General features: G+C 53.0%; 18 protein-coding genes and 1 pseudogene. 12 read left to right on the forward strand and 7 right to left on the reverse strand.

Annotated features, from left to right (window positions below; genetic code table 11):
* Positions 1-126 precede the first annotated feature (126 nt).
* Positions 127-399, forward strand: a complete 273-nt coding sequence (gene pspG / locus EDI29_RS04800; protein WP_137739962.1) for an envelope stress response protein PspG — start codon at positions 127-129, stop codon at positions 397-399.
* A gap of 24 nt (positions 400-423) precedes the next feature.
* Here the strand turns inward: pspG and EDI29_RS22700 are convergent, their stop codons facing one another.
* On the reverse strand, positions 424-564 hold the full coding sequence (locus EDI29_RS22700; RefSeq protein WP_167494480.1) for a hypothetical protein: 141 nt from the start codon (positions 562-564) through the stop codon (positions 424-426).
* Between the two features lie 201 nt (positions 565-765).
* On the reverse strand, positions 766-1749 hold the full coding sequence (locus tag EDI29_RS04805; protein WP_137739963.1) for a quinone oxidoreductase: 984 nt from the start codon (positions 1747-1749) through the stop codon (positions 766-768).
* A gap of 236 nt (positions 1750-1985) precedes the next feature.
* Here EDI29_RS04805 and dnaB point away from each other — a divergent pair, with 236 nt between their 5' ends.
* Genes dnaB through EDI29_RS04820 form a run of 3 tightly spaced genes read left to right on the forward strand, consistent with a single transcriptional unit; the run spans position 1986 to position 5147 of the window.
* A complete protein-coding gene (dnaB, locus tag EDI29_RS04810; RefSeq protein WP_010279223.1) occupies positions 1986-3392 on the forward strand; it encodes a replicative DNA helicase in 1407 nt (468 codons plus the stop codon).
* 41 nt (positions 3393-3433) lie between these two features.
* The gene (gene alr / locus EDI29_RS04815) at positions 3434-4516 is read left to right on the forward strand and encodes an alanine racemase (protein ID WP_137739964.1); all 1083 of its coding nucleotides are present in this window, start codon (positions 3434-3436) and stop codon (positions 4514-4516) included.
* Positions 4509-5147, forward strand: coding sequence for a hypothetical protein (locus EDI29_RS04820; protein ID WP_137739965.1), 639 nt, complete (start codon positions 4509-4511; stop codon positions 5145-5147). The genes alr and EDI29_RS04820 overlap by 8 nt, the downstream gene beginning before the upstream one ends.
* Positions 5148-5238: 91 nt before the next feature.
* Here EDI29_RS04820 and EDI29_RS04825 read toward each other — a convergent pair whose 3' ends face one another.
* A complete protein-coding gene (locus EDI29_RS04825) occupies positions 5239-6624 on the reverse strand; it encodes an amino acid permease (RefSeq protein WP_137739966.1) in 1386 nt (461 codons plus the stop codon).
* Between the two features lie 361 nt (positions 6625-6985).
* On the opposite strand from EDI29_RS04825, the gene EDI29_RS04830 reads away from it, so the two are divergent.
* The 4 genes from EDI29_RS04830 to EDI29_RS04845 all read left to right on the forward strand — a co-directional run bounded on the left by EDI29_RS04830 (position 6986) and on the right by EDI29_RS04845 (position 10220).
* A complete protein-coding gene (locus tag EDI29_RS04830; protein ID WP_039306464.1) occupies positions 6986-7465 on the forward strand; it encodes an Lrp/AsnC family transcriptional regulator in 480 nt (159 codons plus the stop codon).
* Positions 7466-7716: 251 nt separating this feature from the next.
* Positions 7717-8331 carry a YitT family protein gene (locus tag EDI29_RS04835; RefSeq protein ID WP_137739967.1) on the forward strand — a complete coding sequence of 205 codons (615 nt, stop codon included), beginning with the start codon at positions 7717-7719 and terminating at the stop codon, positions 8329-8331.
* A gap of 59 nt (positions 8332-8390) precedes the next feature.
* On the forward strand, positions 8391-9584 hold the full coding sequence (locus tag EDI29_RS04840; protein WP_137739968.1) for an amino acid aminotransferase: 1194 nt from the start codon (positions 8391-8393) through the stop codon (positions 9582-9584).
* A gap of 132 nt (positions 9585-9716) precedes the next feature.
* Positions 9717-10220, forward strand: a complete 504-nt coding sequence (locus EDI29_RS04845; protein ID WP_137739969.1) for a M48 family metallopeptidase — start codon at positions 9717-9719, stop codon at positions 10218-10220.
* A 562-nt stretch (positions 10221-10782) separates the two neighbouring features.
* Here EDI29_RS04845 and EDI29_RS04850 read toward each other — a convergent pair.
* Both EDI29_RS04850 and uvrA read right to left on the reverse strand, forming a co-directional pair.
* Positions 10783-11202, reverse strand: a complete 420-nt coding sequence (locus tag EDI29_RS04850) for a secondary thiamine-phosphate synthase enzyme YjbQ (protein ID WP_137739970.1) — start codon at positions 11200-11202, stop codon at positions 10783-10785.
* A 16-nt stretch (positions 11203-11218) separates the two neighbouring features.
* A complete protein-coding gene (uvrA, locus tag EDI29_RS04855) occupies positions 11219-14053 on the reverse strand; it encodes an excinuclease ABC subunit UvrA (protein ID WP_137739971.1) in 2835 nt (944 codons plus the stop codon).
* A gap of 249 nt (positions 14054-14302) precedes the next feature.
* Here uvrA and ssb1 point away from each other — a divergent pair, with 249 nt between their 5' ends.
* From ssb1 to EDI29_RS04875, 4 genes and pseudogenes are all read left to right on the forward strand, one after another.
* Positions 14303-14845, forward strand: a complete 543-nt coding sequence (gene ssb1 / locus EDI29_RS04860; protein ID WP_014701314.1) for a single-stranded DNA-binding protein SSB1 — start codon at positions 14303-14305, stop codon at positions 14843-14845.
* Between the two features lie 233 nt (positions 14846-15078).
* Complete coding sequence (locus EDI29_RS04865) at positions 15079-16920, forward strand: amidohydrolase (RefSeq protein ID WP_137739972.1); 1842 nt, start codon at positions 15079-15081, stop codon at positions 16918-16920.
* A 135-nt stretch (positions 16921-17055) separates the two neighbouring features.
* Positions 17056-17148, forward strand: a pseudogene (locus EDI29_RS22940) (GNAT family N-acetyltransferase); the annotation flags it as partial.
* Positions 17149-17402: 254 nt separating this feature from the next.
* Entirely contained in the window at positions 17403-17993 is a 591-nt protein-coding gene (locus EDI29_RS04875; RefSeq protein ID WP_137739973.1) for a hypothetical protein, read from the forward strand.
* Between the two features lie 7 nt (positions 17994-18000).
* Here EDI29_RS04875 and EDI29_RS04880 read toward each other — a convergent pair whose 3' ends face one another.
* Together EDI29_RS04880 and EDI29_RS04885 are read right to left on the reverse strand one after the other, a co-directional pair.
* Positions 18001-19038: a LacI family DNA-binding transcriptional regulator gene (locus EDI29_RS04880; protein ID WP_039470141.1), complete on the reverse strand. Its 1038-nt coding sequence runs from the start codon at positions 19036-19038 to the stop codon at positions 18001-18003.
* A complete protein-coding gene (locus EDI29_RS04885; protein WP_010295141.1) occupies positions 19038-20090 on the reverse strand; it encodes a carbohydrate ABC transporter permease in 1053 nt (350 codons plus the stop codon). The genes EDI29_RS04880 and EDI29_RS04885 overlap by 1 nt, the downstream gene beginning before the upstream one ends.
* Positions 20091-20096 lie beyond the last annotated feature (6 nt).

Raw genomic sequence — 20096 nt, forward strand, 5'->3', positions numbered from 1 at the left:
CGCGCTGCTGGTAAATCAATCACTTACCAGCAGCACATCTTGGCACGATTCTTGTTATAGCTTATGTAGCACGCAGACCCACTCTTTCCTGCGTCAGATACGGTTTAACCGCTACAGGAGCACACCATGTTAGAAATTTTCTTCGTTATTGGCTTTTTTATCATGCTGATGTTGACGGGCGTGTCACTGCTGGGCGTGATTGCAGCACTGTTTGTGGCGTCCCTTTTTATGCTGATTGGCGGGCTGTTTAGCATGGCAATAAAGGTGCTACCGTGGCTGATTTTGGCCGTTACAGCGGTATGGCTATGGCGCAAGTTTAGCGGGCGACCGGTCTACAACTCGCACCGTTATACCTATCAAAAATACACCTATCGCCAGCGCAATGGGAATCAGTGGTAATGCCATAAAAGGGAAAAATCTGAATTACGCGCGAAAATGATGGCCAATGCCATGTTTAACACCCATTTGTTGAATACCGCCTTGTTTTAATACAAGAGGTTTTAGTACAAAAGTGTGCGCCAGCAGATATTTTTTCCCTGATGTGGCTGCTAGGATGACGCCCACAGTTTGCCTCTTTGTCGTTTAAAGGGTAAGCGGATTCAGTGGCAAAGCAGCCACACGATTTCATCGTCGTCAGGAAAATAATAGCCGCATAGCGGCACCTTCGTGACGATCACCACGCTGTACCCTACATACAGTCTGATGAAATTTGCGTAACGGCACAGGCCTCCCAATGGGAGGCCTTCTGCTTTTCAGCAACAGATATTAGGGAATCAGCAGGCAGGAGCCCTGCGTACTGCGGCTTTCCAGCGCCCGATGAGCCGCTTGCGCCTCCGCCAGCGCGAATTTCTGGTTCTGCGGCACATCAACCGTAATCGCTCCACTCGCGATCAATGAGAACAGTTCGTTGCTGGCCTGTTCGAGCTCAGCACGATTCGTCACATAGCCAAACAGTGAAGGACGCGTGACGTACAACGAACCTTTCTGGTTCAAGATCCCCAGATTGACACCCGTTACTGGCCCAGACGCATTGCCGAAACTGACCATCAACCCGCGACGGCGCAGGCTATCGAGCGAAGCTTCCCAGGTATCTTTCCCGACCGAGTCATACACGACTGCCACTTTCTGCCCGTCGGTCAGTTCCGCAACGCGCTGTGCGATATTCTCAGTACGGTAGTTAATGGTCGCCCAGGCACCGGCCTGTTTTGCCCGCTCTGCTTTCTCATCAGACCCCACCGTCCCGATCAACTTCGCCCCCAGCGCCTTTGCCCACTGGCAGGCAATCAACCCTACGCCGCCCGCCGCGGCATGGAACAAGAAGACTTCATTCGGCTTGATTTCATACGTCTGACGCAGCAGATAGTAAACCGTCAGCCCTTTCAGGAAAGAAGCCGCAGCCTGCTCAAAGCTGATGGCCTCCGGCAGCAGCGCAACCTTCTCTGCCACCACATTATGCACCTCGCTATACGCCCCCAACCCGGACTGCGCATACACGACGCGATCGCCCACGTTCAGCGCGCTAACCCCCGCGCCGACTTTCGTTACGACGCCCGCCGCTTCGGTTCCCAGCCCGGAAGGTAAATCAGGCACGGGATACAGGCCGCTGCGAATATAGGTATCGATAAAATTAATACCGATGGCACGGTTCTCCACCTGAACCTCTCCCGCAGCGGGTTCGGCAGGCGTAAAATCCCCATATTGCAGAACCTCTGGGCCACCATAAGCCCGGAACTGAACGCGTTTTGCCATGTTATCTCCTTAATCGTGACAGGTTCGTTGTCTCTCCATAATACGTATACCCTAAATAATACGAGTTTCAGGCAGGCAGCGGCCCCAACAGGGCGAGGCACACGTAAATGTGCCGAGTCGCGTAGCCAACACACATGCAACTTGAAGTATGACGGGTATATTGTGTTATTTCGGACGAGTGGCATATACAATGCCCCCTTATCCAATGGCAAATCAACCGGTAAAGAATCCGTTTCATGGCAGAGAAAAGACCCACCAATAAATCGAATGAACCCCGTGACCGCCAGATGGAAGGTCTGAAACTTCCGCCACATTCGCTGGAAGCGGAACAATCGGTGTTGGGTGGCCTGATGCTCGACAATGAACGCTGGGATAACGTTGCTGAGCGCGTTGTTGCTAACGATTTCTATAACCGTGCCCACCGCTTAATCTTCACCGAGATGCAGCGACTGCTCGAAATGAGCAAGCCGATCGACCTGATTACGTTATCCGAATCGCTCGAACTGCAAGGTTCATTGGAATCTGCCGGTGGCTTCGCCTATCTGGCCGAGTTGGCAAAAAACACCCCAAGCGCTGCTAACATTGGTGCCTACGCCGACATCGTGCGTGAACGCGCCGTGGTGCGTGAGATGATCTCTGTCGCTAATGAGATCGCCGATGCGGGTTACGATCCACAGGGCCGCAGCAGTGAAGATCTGCTCGATCTGGCGGAATCCCGCGTCTTTCAGATCGCCGAAAACCGTGCCAGCAAAGATGAAGGCCCGAAAAGCATCGACCGCATTCTGGAAGACACGGTTTCCCGTATCGAACAGTTGTATCAACGCCCGCACGACGGCGTAACCGGCGTGTCTACCGGCTATCAGGATCTGGATAAAAAGACTGCTGGCTTGCAGAAATCCGATCTGATCATCGTCGCGGCGCGTCCGTCCATGGGGAAAACCACCTTCGCTATGAACCTGTGTGAAAACGCGGCGATGATGCAGGATAAACCCGTGTTGATCTTCAGTCTGGAGATGCCCGGTGAACAGATTATGATGCGTATGTTGGCATCGCTGTCTCGCGTAGATCAAACCCGTATCCGTACTGGTCAGCTAGACGATGAAGACTGGGCGCGTATCTCCAGCACCATGGGAATCCTGCTGGAAAAGCGCAATATGTACATCGATGATTCCTCTGGCCTAACCCCGACTGAAGTGCGCTCCCGCGCGCGCCGCGTGTTCCGTGAACATGACGGACTCAGCCTGATCATGATCGACTACCTGCAATTGATGCGCGTGCCGTCATTATCGGACAACCGCACGCTGGAAATTGCAGAAATTTCCCGCTCACTCAAAGCGTTGGCAAAAGAATTGCAAGTTCCGGTCGTCGCCCTGTCGCAGCTTAACCGTAGTCTGGAACAGCGCGCCGATAAGCGTCCGGTCAACTCGGACCTGCGTGAATCCGGCTCTATCGAGCAGGATGCCGACCTGATTATGTTTATCTACCGTGATGAGGTTTATCACGAAAACAGCGATCTCAAAGGTATCGCTGAAATCATTCTGGGGAAACAGCGTAACGGCCCGATTGGTTCCGTTCGCTTGACCTTTAACGGGCAGTGGTCGCGCTTTGATAACTATGCCGGCCCACAATATGACGATGAATGACGCAGCGCTCAGCAATGACAACACTGCACTAAGGACCAAGAATGAAAACGGCAACCGCCGTCATTAGTCGGCGTGCGTTACGCCACAACCTGCAACGAATCCGCCAGCTTGCGCCAGGCAGCCAGGTCGTTGCCGTCGTGAAAGCCAACGCCTACGGCCACGGCATGATCGAATCCGCTCGCACCTTCTGCGACGCCGACTGCTACGGCGTCGCACGGCTCTCCGAAGCATTGGCGCTTCGCGCGGCAGGCATCACCAAACCTATTGTCTTGCTGGAAGGCTTTTTCTCCGCAGACGATCTCCCGCTTCTGGTGGAACACCAGCTAGAAACCGCCGTTCACAGCCCCGAGCAACTTGCTGCGTTGGAACAGGCCACGCTGCCGCAACCGATACGCGTGTGGATGAAGCTCGATACTGGCATGCACCGTCTTGGCGTTCTGCCGGAACACGCCGACGCATTTTGGCAACGCCTGACGGAATGCCGCAATGTGGTGCAGCCAGTCAATATGATGAGCCACTTTTGCCGCGCGGATGAACCCGAAGCCGGAACCACCGAACGCCAGTTAGCCTGCTTCGATGCCTTTACACAGGGTAAGCCCGGTGCACAGTCGATCGCGGCTTCCGGCGGCATTCTGCTATGGCCACAAGCACACCGCGATCGCGTCCGTCCCGGCATCATCCTCTACGGTGTATCGCCGCTGGATAACGAAGATGCCGCACATTTTGGCTTTCAACCTGCGATGACCTTTACGTCTCACCTGATCGCCGTTCGCAAGCACAAAGCAGGGGAATCCGTCGGTTATGGGGGCACCTGGACTAGCCCGCGCGATACACTACTGGGCGTTGTGGCCGTTGGCTATGGTGATGGCTACCCACGCTGCGCGCCAGCGGGTACACCCGTGCTCATCAACGGGCGCGAAGTGCCACTTTCTGGCCGTGTATCGATGGATATGATTACCGTTGATTTAGGGCCGGATGCGCAGGATAAAGTGGGCGATGAGGTTATTCTCTGGGGGCAAACGCTATCGGTTGAGCGCATTGCCGCACACACGGGCGCCAGCGCCTACGAGCTGATTACCCGCTTAACACAGCGCACTACGTTGGAATACGTCGACGGTGAGTAAAAACGGACTGATTGGTTTTTATCGGCAAGCCACTGGCTTGCCAACTTTCAGGCTGGTTATCTACTATGCGGCAAGCTGGCTTGCCGCATCCGCTATCCTGACGCTGTTTGCCCTCATTAATTTTTATACGCTAAAACCAACGGATGTTGGCGGCACACTGTTTGGCGGTATGTTCGGTGCGATATTCGATCTGATTTACTGGTCTTGCGCTGCGTTAGGGTTCTGCTTTCTGGCGCTCTTTCGACTCTCGGGATGGCGTGTTACCTTGGTATTAGCGGGTTTGGTGCAAATCGGTATCAGCGCGCTGTGGCGTATTCAATACTGGCAGGATTATGAAAATGAGGAGTTGATACTTTCTCCGACACCTGGCGAACTGCATGTTTCCATATTGGTGGGTATGGCGATGACCACTATCGGCATCGTGAAGTATCGGCACGCCCAGCGCAATTCCATCGCGCCACGCCCAACGTATCCTAAAGCTATCGCCGCATTACTGCTGGTCGCACTTTATTTGGTGCTTCCGCTACATCTCTACCTGCGTGAACCTCTCCCCTACTGCGCCTTTAGCCCTGACGGGCAGCAGCTAAGTATCTGTCTGGGAGACAGTGACGAACGGATCATTGTGAAGTGATGATGCCCGAGATTGTTATCAAACGCTCCCGGGACTCATCGTTAAACAAAACCAGAAAACTGCGCCTACACAGCAAGATATGCTTTGTTGATTAATAGTCCGCTTTCACTGCCAGCGTCGCCACCGCACTTTTTTTCTTTTTCACCCTGTAGCTCACCGCCAGCGCGAATAGCCAGATCGGGATCAACAATACTGAGATCTGAATACCCGGCGTTATCGCCATAATGACTAAAATCCCCGCCAGAAACAGCAAACAAATCACATTCGTCACCGGATAACCGAGGCTTTTAAAGCGTGTGTCCTGACCTTCCTGCTTTTTCGCCGCACGAAATTTCAGGTGAGTAATACAGATCATCGCCCAGTTAATCACCAGTGCAGACACCACCAGCGCCATCAGCAATTCAAAGGCTTTACCCGGCATGAGGTAGTTGATCACAACACACAGTGCCGTCGCAAGTGCCGATACGCCGAGTGCCATCAATGGAATACCGCGCTTATTGACGTTCAGCAACGCACGCGGTGCGTTCCCCTGCTTCGCCAGACCAAACAACATCCGGCTGTTACAGTACACACAGCTGTTGTAAACCGATAACGCCGCCGACAGCACCACCAGATTCAACACCGTTGCCACCGCGTTACTATCCAGCGCATGAAAAATCATGACGAACGGGCTGCCGCCTTCTACCACTTTCCCCCATGGGTACAGCGATAACAGCACCGCCAGCGCCCCAACGTAAAACAGCAGAATGCGGTAAATAACCTGATTCGTCGCGCGTGGAATGCTGTTTTGCGGATCGTCCGCTTCAGCCGCGGTAATCCCTACCAGTTCCAACCCACCAAAGGAGAACATGATCACGGCCATCGCCATGACCATGCCACTCACGCCGTTCGGAAAGAACCCGCCATGCTGCCACAAATTTGCGACACTCGCCTCTGGGCCACCTGCGCCGCTGAACAACAAATAGCAGCCAAACACGATCATCCCCATAATCGCCGCAACCTTGATGATCGAAAACCAGAATTCCATTTCGCCATACACTTTAACGCTAGTCAGATTGATGGCGTTGATCAGTACAAAGAAGATCCCCGCAGACACCCAGGTTGGCACATCTGGCCACCAGTATTGAATATAGATTCCGACAGCGGTTAATTCAGCCATACTGACCAAAACATACAGCACCCAGTAATTCCAACCGGACATAAACCCGGCGAACTCGCCCCAATATTTATACGCAAAGTGGCTGAACGACCCCGCAACGGGCTCTTCCACCACCATTTCGCCCAACTGGCGCATAATAAAGAAGGCAATCACGCCCGCAATCGCATAGCCAAGCAGTACTGACGGCCCAGCCATTTTGATCGTCTGTGCGATACCCAGAAATAGCCCGGTTCCTACAGCACCACCCAGTGCAATTAATTGAATATGGCGATTTTTTAATCCCCTCTTCAACTGCCCTTCTGTTTGTTGTGTCTCCATTTTTTTCCCCGTCAGCAATAAAATTCAAACCGAGAGGATTTAGCAACTATCAGGCCAGATAGCTGGCGGCGAAGATCCAACATCGTCACTATGCTGATAACACGATGAAAATTTTAAGAATTTATTTTCTTCGTAATTTCACACATCATGCATAAAACAGAGAAATATCTACACTTAGTGCACGAAAAACCCAAATTACGCACACAATAACGGCGCTTTACGCTCAACAATGCATGAATGTGACCCATCATGGTGCAAACTGCTACTGAGTGCGCCTATAGCGATAAAAACTCATACGCAACGCAGCTTAAAAAGCTGGTAGTCTGTTTGAGTGACTATCTGACATGGTTTAAGGAACACGATGTACAACATTGATGATTTCGATCTGAAAATCCTGACGCTGCTACAGACTAACGGCCGCCTGACCAATCAGGAATTGAGCGAGCTGGTCGGGCTTTCCGCCTCGCAATGCTCCCGCCGACGTATCGCGTTAGAACAGGCGCAGCTGATTCTCGGTTATCATGCCCGACTGTCGCCAAACGCGGTTGGGTTGGAATGCCTGGGGTTGATCGAAGTACGGTTAATCAACCACACCAGTGAATACGTTGAGCGCTTTCACCAGATGCTAGGAGAAGTGGATGCGATTATTGACGCCTATAAAACCACGGGAGATGCCGATTATCTGTTAAAGGTTGCCGTGGCGGATCTGCCAGGGCTCAGCACGCTGATTAGCCAGATTCTGTCGCAGAACAAGAGCGTCGCGCATCTGAAAACCTCAGTGGTATTGAACCGCCTTAAAGAGAACGGTTTGATCACGCCAGAACCCCCAGCGTTGCCCTGAATTGGGGCAACTGCGTCTATTTGGTGCAGAAAAACGAACGATACACGCAAAAAATCACAATACACTGCACAACATAACCAAATAATCGACCATAAACGCACAAATCACGCATTGTTTTCATTCATATAATTCAATACGTTGCTCTTATTACCGCGGATATTTCGCGCAAACCCGTCGTTAAGCGGCATCATCTGGCGTGATTATTGCTTTGGTAAGCACATGTTTTTACGACAGTCGATTGAGTGCTCACCATGGATAACGTTATTCCCACACAAAAAATATCACACACGCGGCTGGAAGATGTTCTGGCAATACTGATCGGCACGCTGATGGTGTCATTTGGCGTCATTCTGCTGCGTCAGGCTGGAGCCCTCACCGGTGGCACTGCTGGCATCGCTTTTCTTGTGCATTATCTGACCAACATATCCTTTGGCGTCGCATTTTTCCTGCTGAATTTACCTTTCTATTATCTGGCCGTGCGCCGCATGGGGTGGGAATTCACGGTAAAAACATTCAGCGCTGTTGGGCTGGTTTCCTTATTTTCCGATCTGCACCCACTGTTCGTTCATTTTGATCAGCTCAACCCGTTCTACGCCACGCTATTCGGCAATATCATCACCGGAATAGGCTTCGTTGTTCTGTTTCGCCATAAGGCTAGCCTCGGCGGCGTTAACATTCTGGCACTGTACCTTCAGGATAAATATGGCTTGCGAGCGGGAAAACTCCAGATGGGCGTTGACGTTGTGATTGTGCTGACTTCCCTGTTCGTGGTAAGCATACCGATGTTGATTGCTTCGATTCTCGGGGCCACTATTTTGAATCTGATTATTGCGATGAACCATCGCCCCGGCCGTTACGCGGCCTGATTATCCCCTTCGTCGGGGTTACGGCACCTATAAAATGACACTCTTAGGAGAGCTATACTGTGTTTCAAAACGTTGATACCTATGCCGGAGATCCTATCCTGTCTCTGATGGAAAAATTCAAACAGGACCCAAGAGCGGATAAGATCAATTTGAGTATCGGGCTCTACTACAACGAGCAGAATATTATCCCGCAGCTGCGCGCCGTCAGCGCGGCGGAAAGCGCCCTGCGCCAGCCGGCTCAGAGCGCAAGCTCCTACCTGCCGATGGAAGGGCTACAGCCTTACCGCACCGCAATACAGCATCTATTGTTTGGTGAAAACCACGCAGCGCTGGCAGCGAACCGCATCGCTACCATCCAGACGCTGGGCGGTTCCGGTGCGCTGAAAGTCGGCGCTGATTTCCTGAAACGCTACTTTCCAGATTCAGAAGTGTGGGTCAGTGACCCTACATGGGAAAACCATATTGCGATCTTTGAGGGCGCGGGCTTTAACGTTCACACCTACCCATATTTCGATGGTGAAAGTCTGGGTGTGAAATTTGATGCCATGCTTGCCACCTTACAAACGTTGCCAGCACGCAGCATTGTGCTGCTGCACCCATGCTGCCACAATCCGACTGGTTCTGACCTCACCACCGAACAGTGGGATCGCGTGATTGAAGTCATCATCGCGCGTGAATTAATTCCATTTATGGACATCGCCTATCAGGGCTTTGGCCTCGGGATCGAGCAGGATGCCTATGCGATTCGCGCCATTGCCAGCACAGGCGTACCGGCACTCATCGCCAATTCGTTCTCCAAGATTTTCTCACTGTATAGCGAACGCGTCGGTGGCCTTTCCGTGGTGTGTGACGATGCCGACAGCGCAGTGCGTGTGCTGGGTCAGCTAAAAGCAACCGTCCGCCGCAACTACTCTTCTCCACCAAATTTTGGCGCACAGGTGGTTTCTAAAGTCCTGAACGACGTGCAGTTGAACGCAGACTGGAAAGCGGAAGTCGAAGAGATGCGCACCCGCATTCTAAGCATGCGTCAGGAGTTGGTTTCTGCCTTGAAGAACGCGCTGCCGAACCGCAACTTCGACTATCTGCTCACCCAGCGCGGCATGTTCAGCTACACTGGCTTCAGCCCAGAACAGGTTGATCGCCTGCGTGAAGAATTCGGCGTCTATCTTATCGCCAGCGGACGTATGTGCATGGCGGGACTGAACCACAGCAACGTCCAGCGCGTCGCCGCGGCTTTCGCCGCCATTCAGTAAACCGTACAATGACAACGCCACACGTTACCCGATTCACCTTTGTGCACTCGCTTAACGTGTGGCTTTTATTTTTGCTTAGCCGCTGTTACGGTTAGGAACTCGTTTCTTTGTATTGTGTTGATCAGAACGTCCATGACTACGTTACGCTACCTAAATGGTTATCCCCCTGCGATTGTCGCGCAAGCGCAAACCCTCGTTGATCGAGGCAAGCTCGGCCTGTGGCTGGAAAAAAGATACCCTGACCGCCATCACATCCAGAGTGATAAATCGCTCTATCAATTTGTCGCAGAATTGAAGCAGCGATATTTGAAGAATGCTCCCGCAATATCCAAGGTGCTTTACGATAATAAACAGAATCCAATAAAAGGGACGCTCGGGACCAATACGTTTGTGGCACGCGTACAGGGCGGGAAATTAAAGTCCAACAACGAAATTAGAATAGCGACGTTATTTCGTGACGGCCCGGAAGATTTTCTACGCATGATCGTGATACACGAACTCGCCCACCTCAAAGAAAAAGACCACAACAAAGCCTTCTACCAACTCTGCTGCCATATGGACCCAGACTACCATCAGTTGGAATTTGATATGAGAATCTGGCTGAACTGGCGAGAAATGGATACAACTTCGGTATAAAAGACCCTTTTACTCTACATAACTCGAGTTTCAGGACGAGCAGATAACCCCAGCACAGCTACGTTCTTCCATTTCTATACTACCTGTACGATAGTGAACGCTAAGTTTGTGACCGAGCAAGGTCACTCTATTTTCTAAGCTGCCTATGCGGCAGTGAACACGATATTTTTGCGAGGGGATATTTCCCCGCATTTCTAAGCTGCCTATGCGGCAGTGAACCCCGCCATCGTTGATGCTCAGAGCTGTAATCGTTTCTAAGCTGCCTATGCGGCAGTGAACACAGGATGCGGTGTTGATGACGGTCATGGTGTTTTCTAAGCTGCCTATGCGGCAGCTTAGAAAGGAATAGCTTTCGTCAACAGCAGATTCAAATTGTTCACTGCCGCATAGGCAGCTTAGAAAAGCTGCAAGCGGAGGATGTTGCGTCAGGATGGGGTTCACTGCCGCATGGGCAGCTTAAAAAGCAATTGCTGAAATCGGTGCACAAGCGGTTGTGTTCACTGCCGTGCAGGCAGTTCGGTATTTATCAGGATGCGTCGCTGGCACGACGCATTCCGTTAGACTATTCCCCATTCAGCGTAACAACCAGCGAGCGGCTGCCACCGTGGTTGCGGTGTTCGCACAGGTAAATACCCTGCCAGGTGCCGATGTTCAGGCGTCCGTTGGTGATGGGGATTGTCAGACTGTTTCCGAGCAAGCTGCCTTTTAGGTGCGCGGGCATGTCGTCGCTCCCCTCATAAGTATGAAGGTAATACGGTTCATTCTCCGGCACTAACCGATTAAAAAAGCTCTCGAAATCCTGTCGCACCGTGGGGTCGGCATTTTCATTCATCGTTAGTGCCGCCGAGGTATGTTTGATGAACACATGCATCAGTCCAACGTTTATCTGGCGCAGAGCAGCAACCTGCGCCAGTATTTCGTCAGTCACCAGATGGAAACCTCTGGCTTTCGGCTTCAGGCGGATTTCATATTGCATCCACATCGCCATCTCCCTGCTATCAGGCTTCGCGTGCCAGAATCGGTCGCAGGAAGCGTGCAGTGTGGGACTGTTCGCACTCCGCTACCGTTTCCGGCGTGCCGGAGACCAGAATTTCTCCGCCGCCGCTGCCGCCTTCCGGCCCTAAATCGACAATCCAGTCTGCCGTTTTAATCACGTCCAGATTGTGCTCAATCACCACGATGGTATTGCCCTGATCGCGCAGTTGATGCAGCACAGCCAAAAGCTGCTGAATATCGGCAAAGTGCAGACCGGTCGTGGGTTCGTCGAGGATATACAGCGTCTGCCCGGTTCCACGTTTTGACAGTTCACGCGACAGTTTTACACGCTGCGCTTCCCCGCCGGATAGCGTGGTGGCCGACTGCCCAAGGCGAATATAGGACAAACCAACGTCGATCAGCGTTTGCAGCTTACGAGCCAACGCCGGGATGGCATCAAAGAACTCACGCGCTTCTTCGATGGTCATATCCAGCACTTCATGAATGCCTTTACCTTTATATTGAATTTCCAGCGTTTCACGGTTATAGCGTTTGCCTTTGCACTGGTCACACGGCACATAGACATCCGGCAGGAAGTGCATTTCGACCTTGATCACGCCGTCGCCCTGACAGGCTTCGCAGCGCCCGCCACGCACGTTAAAGCTGAAACGACCGGGATTATAGCCACGGGTACGCGCTTCAGGCACGCCAGCAAACAGTTCGCGAATCGGCGTGAAAATGCCGGTGTAGGTTGCGGGATTGGAACGTGGTGTTCGACCGATCGGGCTTTGATCGATATCGATCACCTTGTCGAAATGCTCCAGCCCCTGGATCTCACGGTGAGCGGCAGGCTCTGCCAACGTCGCACCGTTCAACTGACGCTGTGCCAGTGGGAACAAGGTATCGTTGATGAGCGTAGATTTACCCGACCCCGACACACCGGTAATGCAGGTAAACAGGCCAACCGGCAGCGTTAGCGTGACGTCTTTCAGGTTGTTGCCCTTCGCGCCAATCAGCTTCAGCACTTTAGTCGGGTCCGCAGGCACGCGCTGTTTCGGAATTTCGATCTTGCGCTTACCGCTAAGGAACTGCCCCGTCAGCGAACCCGGCACCGCCATAATCTCTTCCATCGTACCTTCTGCGACAATCTGCCCACCGTGCACGCCCGCACCGGGGCCGATATCAATCACATGGTCAGCAGCACGAATCGCGTCTTCATCGTGTTCCACCACAATGACGGTATTACCCAGATTGCGCAGGTGAATCAGCGTTTCCAGCAGGCGCTCGTTATCGCGCTGGTGCAGGCCGATGGACGGTTCATCCAGCACATACATCACGCCAACCAGCCCGGCACCGATCTGGCTCGCTAAACGAATACGCTGTGCCTCGCCACCAGACAGCGTTTCCGCCGAGCGGGAGAGCGACAGGTAGTTCAGCCCAACATTTACCAGAAACTTCAGGCGATCGCCGATTTCTTTTAGCACTTTCTCGGCGATTTGGGCACGCTGCCCGCTAAGCTTCATATTCTGGAAAAACGTCATCGCATGGCCGATGCTCATATCGGAAATCTGCGGCAGCGTCGTTTGCTCAACAAACACGTTACGCGCTTCTTCCCGCAGACGCGTCCCGCCGCAGCTAGCACAGGAACGGTTGCTGATAAATTTCGCCAATTCTTCGCGCACTGCCGTGGATTCCGTCTCTTTGTAGCGACGCTCCATGTTGTGCAGCACGCCTTCAAACGGATGACGACGCACGGAGGTGTCGCCGCGATCGTTGATATATTTGAATTCGACGTTCTCTTTACCGGAGCCGTACAGAATCACTTTCTGCACCGCGGCGGTCAGCCCCTCAAACGGAGCATCGACGTCAAATTTGTAGTGCTCCGCCAGAGAACGCAGCATCTGGAAATAGTAGAAGTTGCGGCGATCCCAACCGCGAATCGCGCCCCCCGCCAGCGACAGCTCCGCGTTTTGCACCACGCGAGCCGGATCGAAGAACTGCTGCACGCCCAGGCCATCACAGCTTGGACACGCGCCCGCCGGGTTGTTGAACGAGAACATACGCGGTTCCAGCTCGTGCATGCTGTAGCCACACACCGGACAGGCAAAATTCGCCGAGAACAGCAGTTCAGGCTGGGTTGGGTCGTCCATATCGGCCACGACCACGCTCCCCCCGGACAGATCCAGCGCGGTTTCAAACGACTCCGCCAATCGCTGAGCCAGATCTTCGCGCACTTTAAAGCGATCGACGACAACTTCGATAGTGTGTTTTTTCTGTAATTCCAGCTTCGGCGGATCGGACAGATCGCACACTTCCCCGTCGATACGGGCGCGGATATAGCCCTGTGACGCCAGGTTTTCCAGCGTTTTGCTGTGTTCGCCTTTACGATCTTTCACTATTGGTGCCAGCAGCATCAGGCGCTTGCCTTCCGGCTGTGCCAGCACGTTGTCGACCATCTGGCTGACCGTCTGCGCATCCAGCGGCACATCATGCTCCGGGCAGCGCGGCTCACCCACGCGTGCAAACAGCAAACGCAGGTAGTCATGAATTTCGGTAATCGTCCCGACCGTAGAACGCGGGTTATGAGAGGTGGATTTCTGTTCGATAGAGATAGCGGGCGACAACCCTTCGATATGATCGACATCCGGTTTTTCCATCAGCGACAAAAACTGACGGGCGTAGGCGGAGAGAGATTCCACATAGCGCCGTTGCCCTTCGGCATACAGCGTGTCAAACGCCAGCGATGACTTACCCGAACCAGACAGACCGGTGATAACGATCAGCTTGTCACGAGGGATTATCAGATTGATATTCTTGAGATTATGGGTACGAGCACCACGAACTTCGATCTTATCCATTCACACACTTCCCGGAATAAAAACGGTTTGTCATCGCCTCTCGAACGGAGAGAACCGGTACGAAACGAGCAATTATGGCACAAAAAAAACTGAATGGATATCCAGTATTAAACCCGTTTATCTTGCAAACGCTGCAAATATTACTTTCATTTCTGAAGCCATTTCGCAGGTATGACAGAGAGTTTTCCCATGTTAAGATTGATCGTTTAGACTTAAAATAAATCTATCGATTCATCAGGAGATACGAGCATGGCCAGCAGAGGCGTTAATAAAGTGATTCTTGTCGGGAATCTGGGTCAAGACCCGGAAGTCCGCTATATGCCGAATGGTGGTGCAGTTGCCAACATCACGCTGGCTACGTCGGAAAGCTGGCGTGACAAGCAAACCGGTGAGCAGAAAGAGAAGACCGAATGGCACCGTGTGGTTCTGTTCGGCAAACTGGCAGAAGTGGCGGGCGAATACCTGCGCAAAGGCTCTCAGGTTTACATCGAAGGCGCACTGCAAACCCGTAAATGGGCCGATCAGGCTGGCGTAGAACGTTACACCACAGAAGTGGTTGTTAACGTCGGCGGCACCATGCAGATGCTAGGTGGACGTCAGGGTGGCGGCGCACCAGCAGGTGGTAACGCTGGTGGCGGCCAGCAGCAAGGCGGTTGGGGTCAACCTCAGCAGCCGCAGGGCGGCAACCAATTCAGCGGCGGCGCACAAGCTCAGCAGCGCCCGGCACAGAATAGCGCACCCGCGCAAAGCAACGAACCACCAATGGATTTCGACGACGACATTCCGTTCTAAGTACGCCGTTTATCAAAACATCCTATTGAAACCCCGATTTATCGGGGTTTTTCATTTTGTGATGAATGGAAAAACCGAAAATAAACAATCAACCAAAGAAATCATCACATCATGTGCGTTTCGTGCTCAACGGTATAATCAGAGCACAATCGGTACAGTTATTTCTCCATCGCTACTGAAAAATAGCAAAGCCTTATCAATAAGGTATAAACGTTATATATGGAGATATACGTATGGAAAAAAATAGTGCACATCGCACCGCTAACAAGAATCAATCCCAAAACACTGTCAACAACACATCTTCGACCCAAGCTAACTACACAGCCACAAGACACGATTCTTTCAGGCTCGCGGCGCTTGCTGTTACCGTCTCCGGTTTGCTTTTTTCCTCACCCACGCTAATGGCGGCAGAAACGGCAGCGACGGCCGATTTAGTTTTACGCAATGGCAATATTTATACCGTTAATCAAGGTCAACCGTGGGCAGAAGCCGTCGCGGTACGTGATGGCCGCTATGTGTTCATCGGTTCAAATGCGCAGGCCGCAGAGTTCATTGGCCCGAAAACGCAGGTGGTTGACCTCAACGGCAGCATGGCAATGCCGGGCATTAATGATGTCCATGCGCACCCGTTAGACGGTGGCTATGAAGATATTTACTCCTGTAACTTCACGCAAACAAGCTCACTGGACGACATTCTGAACCAGGTCAGTGAATGCGCGAAAAAAGCAGGTCCGGGAGAATGGGTGATCGGTTCTGCCTGGGGCAGCCCGCGTATGGCGGAGCTTTCTAACGCTGAAGCGCTGGCAAAATTGGATAAAGTCAGTAACGGGCGACCGGTGATTCTACGTGATGATTCTTACCATAACCGTTGGATTAACAGCGAAGCGATGCGTCTGGCTAACATCACTGCGCAGTCCGTTAGCCCAGCCGGTGGCGTTATTGTTAAAGATGCAAAAACAGGCGAACCCACTGGCCTGTTACAAGAATTCCCCGCGTTTCAGCATGTGCAAAGCCTGGTCCCTGTACGCACGGAAGAACAACGTCTGACGTCAGGACGCGGAGCCGCAAAAACGATGGTGTCATTAGGTATTACGGGCGTGCAGGAGGCGGTCAGTTCTGAAGTCAATCTACGCATCTGGAGCAAGATTGACCGGGCAGAGGGCCTGCCTCTGCGTATTATCGGTTCTATCGTCTCCACCCCGCTGTTGGATGAAGGCGCTGCGGGCATGGAGCTGGTTGCCCGACGCGATGTCTACCGCACCACGAACTTCCTTCCCGATCGTTTTAAATTTGTGTTGGATGGCGTCCCTCCAGCCCACACCGCGAAGTTGATTGAGCCCTATCTGCCAACCAAAGCCCATGGCGATCACTATCACGGCGATACCCACTACACCACCGAGCAAGTCGTCGAGATTCTCTCCAGGCTGGATAAGCAAGGAATATCAACCAAGCTTCATGCTGCGGGAGATGGTTCACTCCGTCTGGCGCTGGATGCCGTTGAGCAAGTGCGTAAAATTAATGGGCCAAATGGTCCGATGCATCAAATCGCGCATACGCATTTGATCTCACCGCAAGATATGCCACGTTTTGCGCAGTTACGGGTCGCCGCCGACCTCTCGCCGATGCTGTGGTTCCCGTCCGATATGACTAACGCCAGCGTAGTAACCATTGGCGAAGAACGTATGAAAGATTTTGTCCCAACGGTTAAGTTGTTACGTTCTGGCGCAGTGGTCGCTGGCGGTTCTGACTGGCCAGCCGGTGGCCCTACACCATCTCCCTGGATCGGTATTGAAGGACTGGTAACACGCCAGAATCCGCTAGGTGATGCGCCCGGTACACTGGCTCCCGAAGAAGCCGTCGATCTATCTGAAGCGATTCGTATCTATACCATCAACAGCGCGAAAGCGATGGGCATAGAGAAAGAGACGGGATCGGTCGAGCTGGGTAAATCTGCCGATCTGATCGTATTGGATCGCCACTTGTTCAACGTACCGATCAAACAGGTTCATCGCGCCAACGTGGTCAAAACGTATTTCAAAGGCCAGCTCGTCCATTCAGCACCAGAGAAATCCTGACGTACGGCGCTGTCGGTAATACTGAGTAAATATCAGGGACGTTCGATGTGAACGTTCCTACAAACACAGTACTCACCTCCCCCATTGCCCCTATCCGCACTTCACGCGCTAGGAACAAATCACGATCGTTTGTAGTGGCGCACGCAGGAAACCAATAAAACAGCCCAGCGGCTTTATGATTGGGTAGCAGAAAAACCAGGCGTTATAAAATACAGAATGCCGCTTTAACTATAAAAAGAGAAGCAGTAGAGTAATGCGGCGAAAACACCGTATCTCCCCTAAATAATTCGAGTTTCAGGACAAAACGTTAACGTTTTGAACAACGCGAAGCGTTAGCCCTTTAGGGCGATGATCAGTAATGAGCATCGTAACGCGGCAAGCGAAAGAATCCCGATGAACTTACTTGAGTAAGTGATTCGGGTGAGTGAACGCGGCCAACGCACATGTAACTTGAAGTATGACGGGTATAAATGGATTTTAAAATGAACTATCAATCTGCTTCTATTTTTATCTACACCGTCAGGATCTTTTTTGCGATTTGCCTCTGTGGCGCGCTGGCGCTTGTCGGCATCAGTTCACCAATCTTCTACCTTCTGGCAATGGGGCTGGTTTATCCCGTCATCCTCTCTCTGCGATTACACAGCCTAAGTGAAAAAGGCATCGTCTTTTTACCAAAGGAAAAGAGTGAGTGGATGGTCTATGTGCACGGCATTCCCGTGCGCGAAACCAGAACGTCATTAACCAACCCGTATTTTTTTAGTGCCGAAAGCGCGCAGACATTTTTCCTGCGCGCCTATACCGGAAAGTTGCTGATTCAGGTTTGCGCCGTCGTCTTATTAGCTCGGCAGACGATGGCGGTCAGCTGGCCGTGGTTTTATCTTGGCGCGGTTATCGCCGCGCTCTGGTTTGCTTATGCGATTGCCATGACCCTTATTGAGCTTGTCTCGATCATGAAAAATGGCTGGTTTGTCGAAAAGCTCGTCTCCCCCAGCCAGAGCGAATGGTACGGTGGATATATCGATTCCCGCGACTACCGCGTCACAGCGCTTGAGCGGCTGTTGTCGCTGAAATAACGCTCCTCTATCCCACCCGCCGCACCGATTCCCTAACCACCACCTGCCCAGCCAGTTCAGTACGCTGGGCAATACCGAGCGCCTGCGCAGGCGTCATTTGCTGCGCCAGCAGCTGTAGCGCGGCACGGGCAATCGTCTCAAACGGCAGATGCACCGTGGTGAGTGAAACCGGCAACATGTCGAACGGCAGGATGTCGTCCATGCCCATGACGGAAATGTCCTCCGGCACGCGTAGCCCGTGCTGATACAGCGCGTCGATCACGCCGATAGCCTGATTGTCTGCCGCACAGAAAATCGCGGTAACGCCCAATCTGTCGGGGTTAGCCGTCAGCCAGCGCAGCAGCGCATCGCGTGCCGTGCGCGGGTGGAAATCAGGCAGCGACAGAATCAGATCCTCATCCACCGCAATGCCCGCCTGCGCGAGTGCATCGCGATAGCCGCGCTCGCGCTGTTTGATCGTCATACGCGACGTCCAGGTCAGGTGCAGAATCCGCGTGTGCCCTTGTTCAATCAGATAACGCACCGCGGCGGCGGCAGCATAGTGGTTCGCGGGCGTGACGCTGCTCAGGCGCATGGAGGGATCTTCCCCGTTGATCAGCACCGCCGGAATGCCGCTTTCCGCCACGGCGTTCAGCAGCGTTGGGTGATCGTCATTCACGATCAGAATACCGCTCTCTTTTCCGCCCTGAAGCTCACGCAACAGTTGCTGTTCGTTAATGGTATCGTGCTCCCCGAGAAACGGACGCAGTTGGATATTACGTTGCAAACACAGCGTTTTCAGGGCGTTAATCAGCGTTAGCGACACCAGATTGTACTCACTTTCCAGCATCAGGTTGCGCGGCGTCGCCAGCAAAATGTGGCGCAGCGGTTCCGTTTGCGCGACGGTCGCTTTGCCCACTTTATGCAACGGATAGCCTTGCTCGGTGGCAATCGCCATGATGTGCTGCCTGACTTTGGCGCTGATCGGTGCCGTCCCGTTCAGCGCGCGGGAAACCGTGCTGATGGAAACCCCAGCGCGGTCGGCAATATCCTTGAGTGTCGCCATTATTTCATCCCCGTGTTGGCAATCCCCGTCGTGATGTATTTTTGCAGGAAGACGAACACCGCCGTCACCGGCAGAAGCGAGAGCATCGTCATCGCCAGTATATAGTGCCATTGCACCGAGAACTGCCCCTGAAACGCATTCAGGCCGATTTGCAGCGTAAAATTGTCCTGACTGGAGAGGACGATCAGCGGCCAGAGGAAATCGTTCCAGCGCCAGATCACTGAGAAGATCGCCAGCACCGCCAGCGCGGGTGCGGTCAGCGGCAGGATGATCTTCCAGTAAATACGGAACTCGCTGGCGGCATCGATACGCGCCGCCTCGATCAGCTCATCGGGGATCGTCAGCATGTATTGCCGCAGCAGGAATACGCCGGTCGGCGTTGCCACCGTGGGAATAATCACGCCCCAAAGGTTATCGCCCATGTTCAGGCCAATCACCACCAGAAACGTCGGTACCATCACCACCGACAGCGGAATCATCATGGTGGAAAGAAACAGCGTCAGCACCGTGCCGCGCCCGCGAAACTCGTATTTCGATAGCGCAAACGCCGCCATCGAACTGAGCAACAAGGTCAGCAACGTCGCCATCACCGTCACGAACACGGTGTTCTTCAGGTAGGTAGCAAAGTGGAACTTCGTTATCGGCGTCGTGTAGTTCTCCGTCTCCAGATGCAAGGCCTTCATCGGCACCAGATCTTTGGTCGACACACGCACCACTTCACTCGGCGCATCCGGGTTCACCAACTGTGCGATCAGCCCGATACGCCTAACCAGCGCCATGGTTTTTGCTTCGCCGTCTTCCTGCTTAACCTGCCACAGTTCCAATGGTTTAGGGTACTCCGGCAGCGTGACAGTATCCGCCGCCTGCGGCAGAAAACTCGGTGGAAAGCGGTTGATCTCCGCAGGCGTTTTGAACGACGACATCGCCGCCCACATCACCGGAATCATCACCAGCAGCGTACCCACCACCAGCCAGACCCAGCTCATAATATCCGTAATATGGATGCGCCCCGGATGACGGGTACGGGTGAGAAATGCGATTATTTTCATCATGGCTCC

It is taken from the genome of Pectobacterium polonicum (assembly GCF_005497185.1).
Classification (GTDB): Bacteria; Pseudomonadota; Gammaproteobacteria; order Enterobacterales; family Enterobacteriaceae; genus Pectobacterium; species Pectobacterium polonicum.

Excerpts from the sequence above, each read along its gene's own strand:
- EDI29_RS04865 (WP_137739972.1), top strand. The coding sequence starts at position 15,079 with ATGGAAAAAAATAGTGCACATCGCACCGCTAACAAGAATCAATCCCAA.
- ssb1 (WP_014701314.1), top strand. The coding sequence starts at position 14,303 with ATGGCCAGCAGAGGCGTTAATAAAGTGATTCTTGTCGGGAATCTGGGT.
- alr (WP_137739964.1), top strand. The coding sequence starts at position 3,434 with ATGAAAACGGCAACCGCCGTCATTAGTCGGCGTGCGTTACGCCACAAC.
- EDI29_RS04875 (WP_137739973.1), top strand. The coding sequence starts at position 17,403 with ATGAACTATCAATCTGCTTCTATTTTTATCTACACCGTCAGGATCTTT.
- EDI29_RS04825 (WP_137739966.1), bottom strand. The coding sequence starts at position 6,624 with ATGGAGACACAACAAACAGAAGGGCAGTTGAAGAGGGGATTAAAAAAT.
- uvrA (WP_137739971.1), bottom strand. The coding sequence starts at position 14,053 with ATGGATAAGATCGAAGTTCGTGGTGCTCGTACCCATAATCTCAAGAAT.
- EDI29_RS04830 (WP_039306464.1), top strand. The coding sequence starts at position 6,986 with ATGTACAACATTGATGATTTCGATCTGAAAATCCTGACGCTGCTACAG.
- EDI29_RS04885 (WP_010295141.1), bottom strand. The coding sequence starts at position 20,090 with ATGATGAAAATAATCGCATTTCTCACCCGTACCCGTCATCCGGGGCGC.
- EDI29_RS04880 (WP_039470141.1), bottom strand. The coding sequence starts at position 19,038 with ATGGCGACACTCAAGGATATTGCCGACCGCGCTGGGGTTTCCATCAGC.
- EDI29_RS04850 (WP_137739970.1), bottom strand. The coding sequence starts at position 11,202 with ATGTGGATGCAATATGAAATCCGCCTGAAGCCGAAAGCCAGAGGTTTC.
- EDI29_RS04845 (WP_137739969.1), top strand. The coding sequence starts at position 9,717 with ATGACTACGTTACGCTACCTAAATGGTTATCCCCCTGCGATTGTCGCG.
- EDI29_RS04805 (WP_137739963.1), bottom strand. The coding sequence starts at position 1,749 with ATGGCAAAACGCGTTCAGTTCCGGGCTTATGGTGGCCCAGAGGTTCTG.
- EDI29_RS04835 (WP_137739967.1), top strand. The coding sequence starts at position 7,717 with ATGGATAACGTTATTCCCACACAAAAAATATCACACACGCGGCTGGAA.
- dnaB (WP_010279223.1), top strand. The coding sequence starts at position 1,986 with ATGGCAGAGAAAAGACCCACCAATAAATCGAATGAACCCCGTGACCGC.
- pspG (WP_137739962.1), top strand. The coding sequence starts at position 127 with ATGTTAGAAATTTTCTTCGTTATTGGCTTTTTTATCATGCTGATGTTG.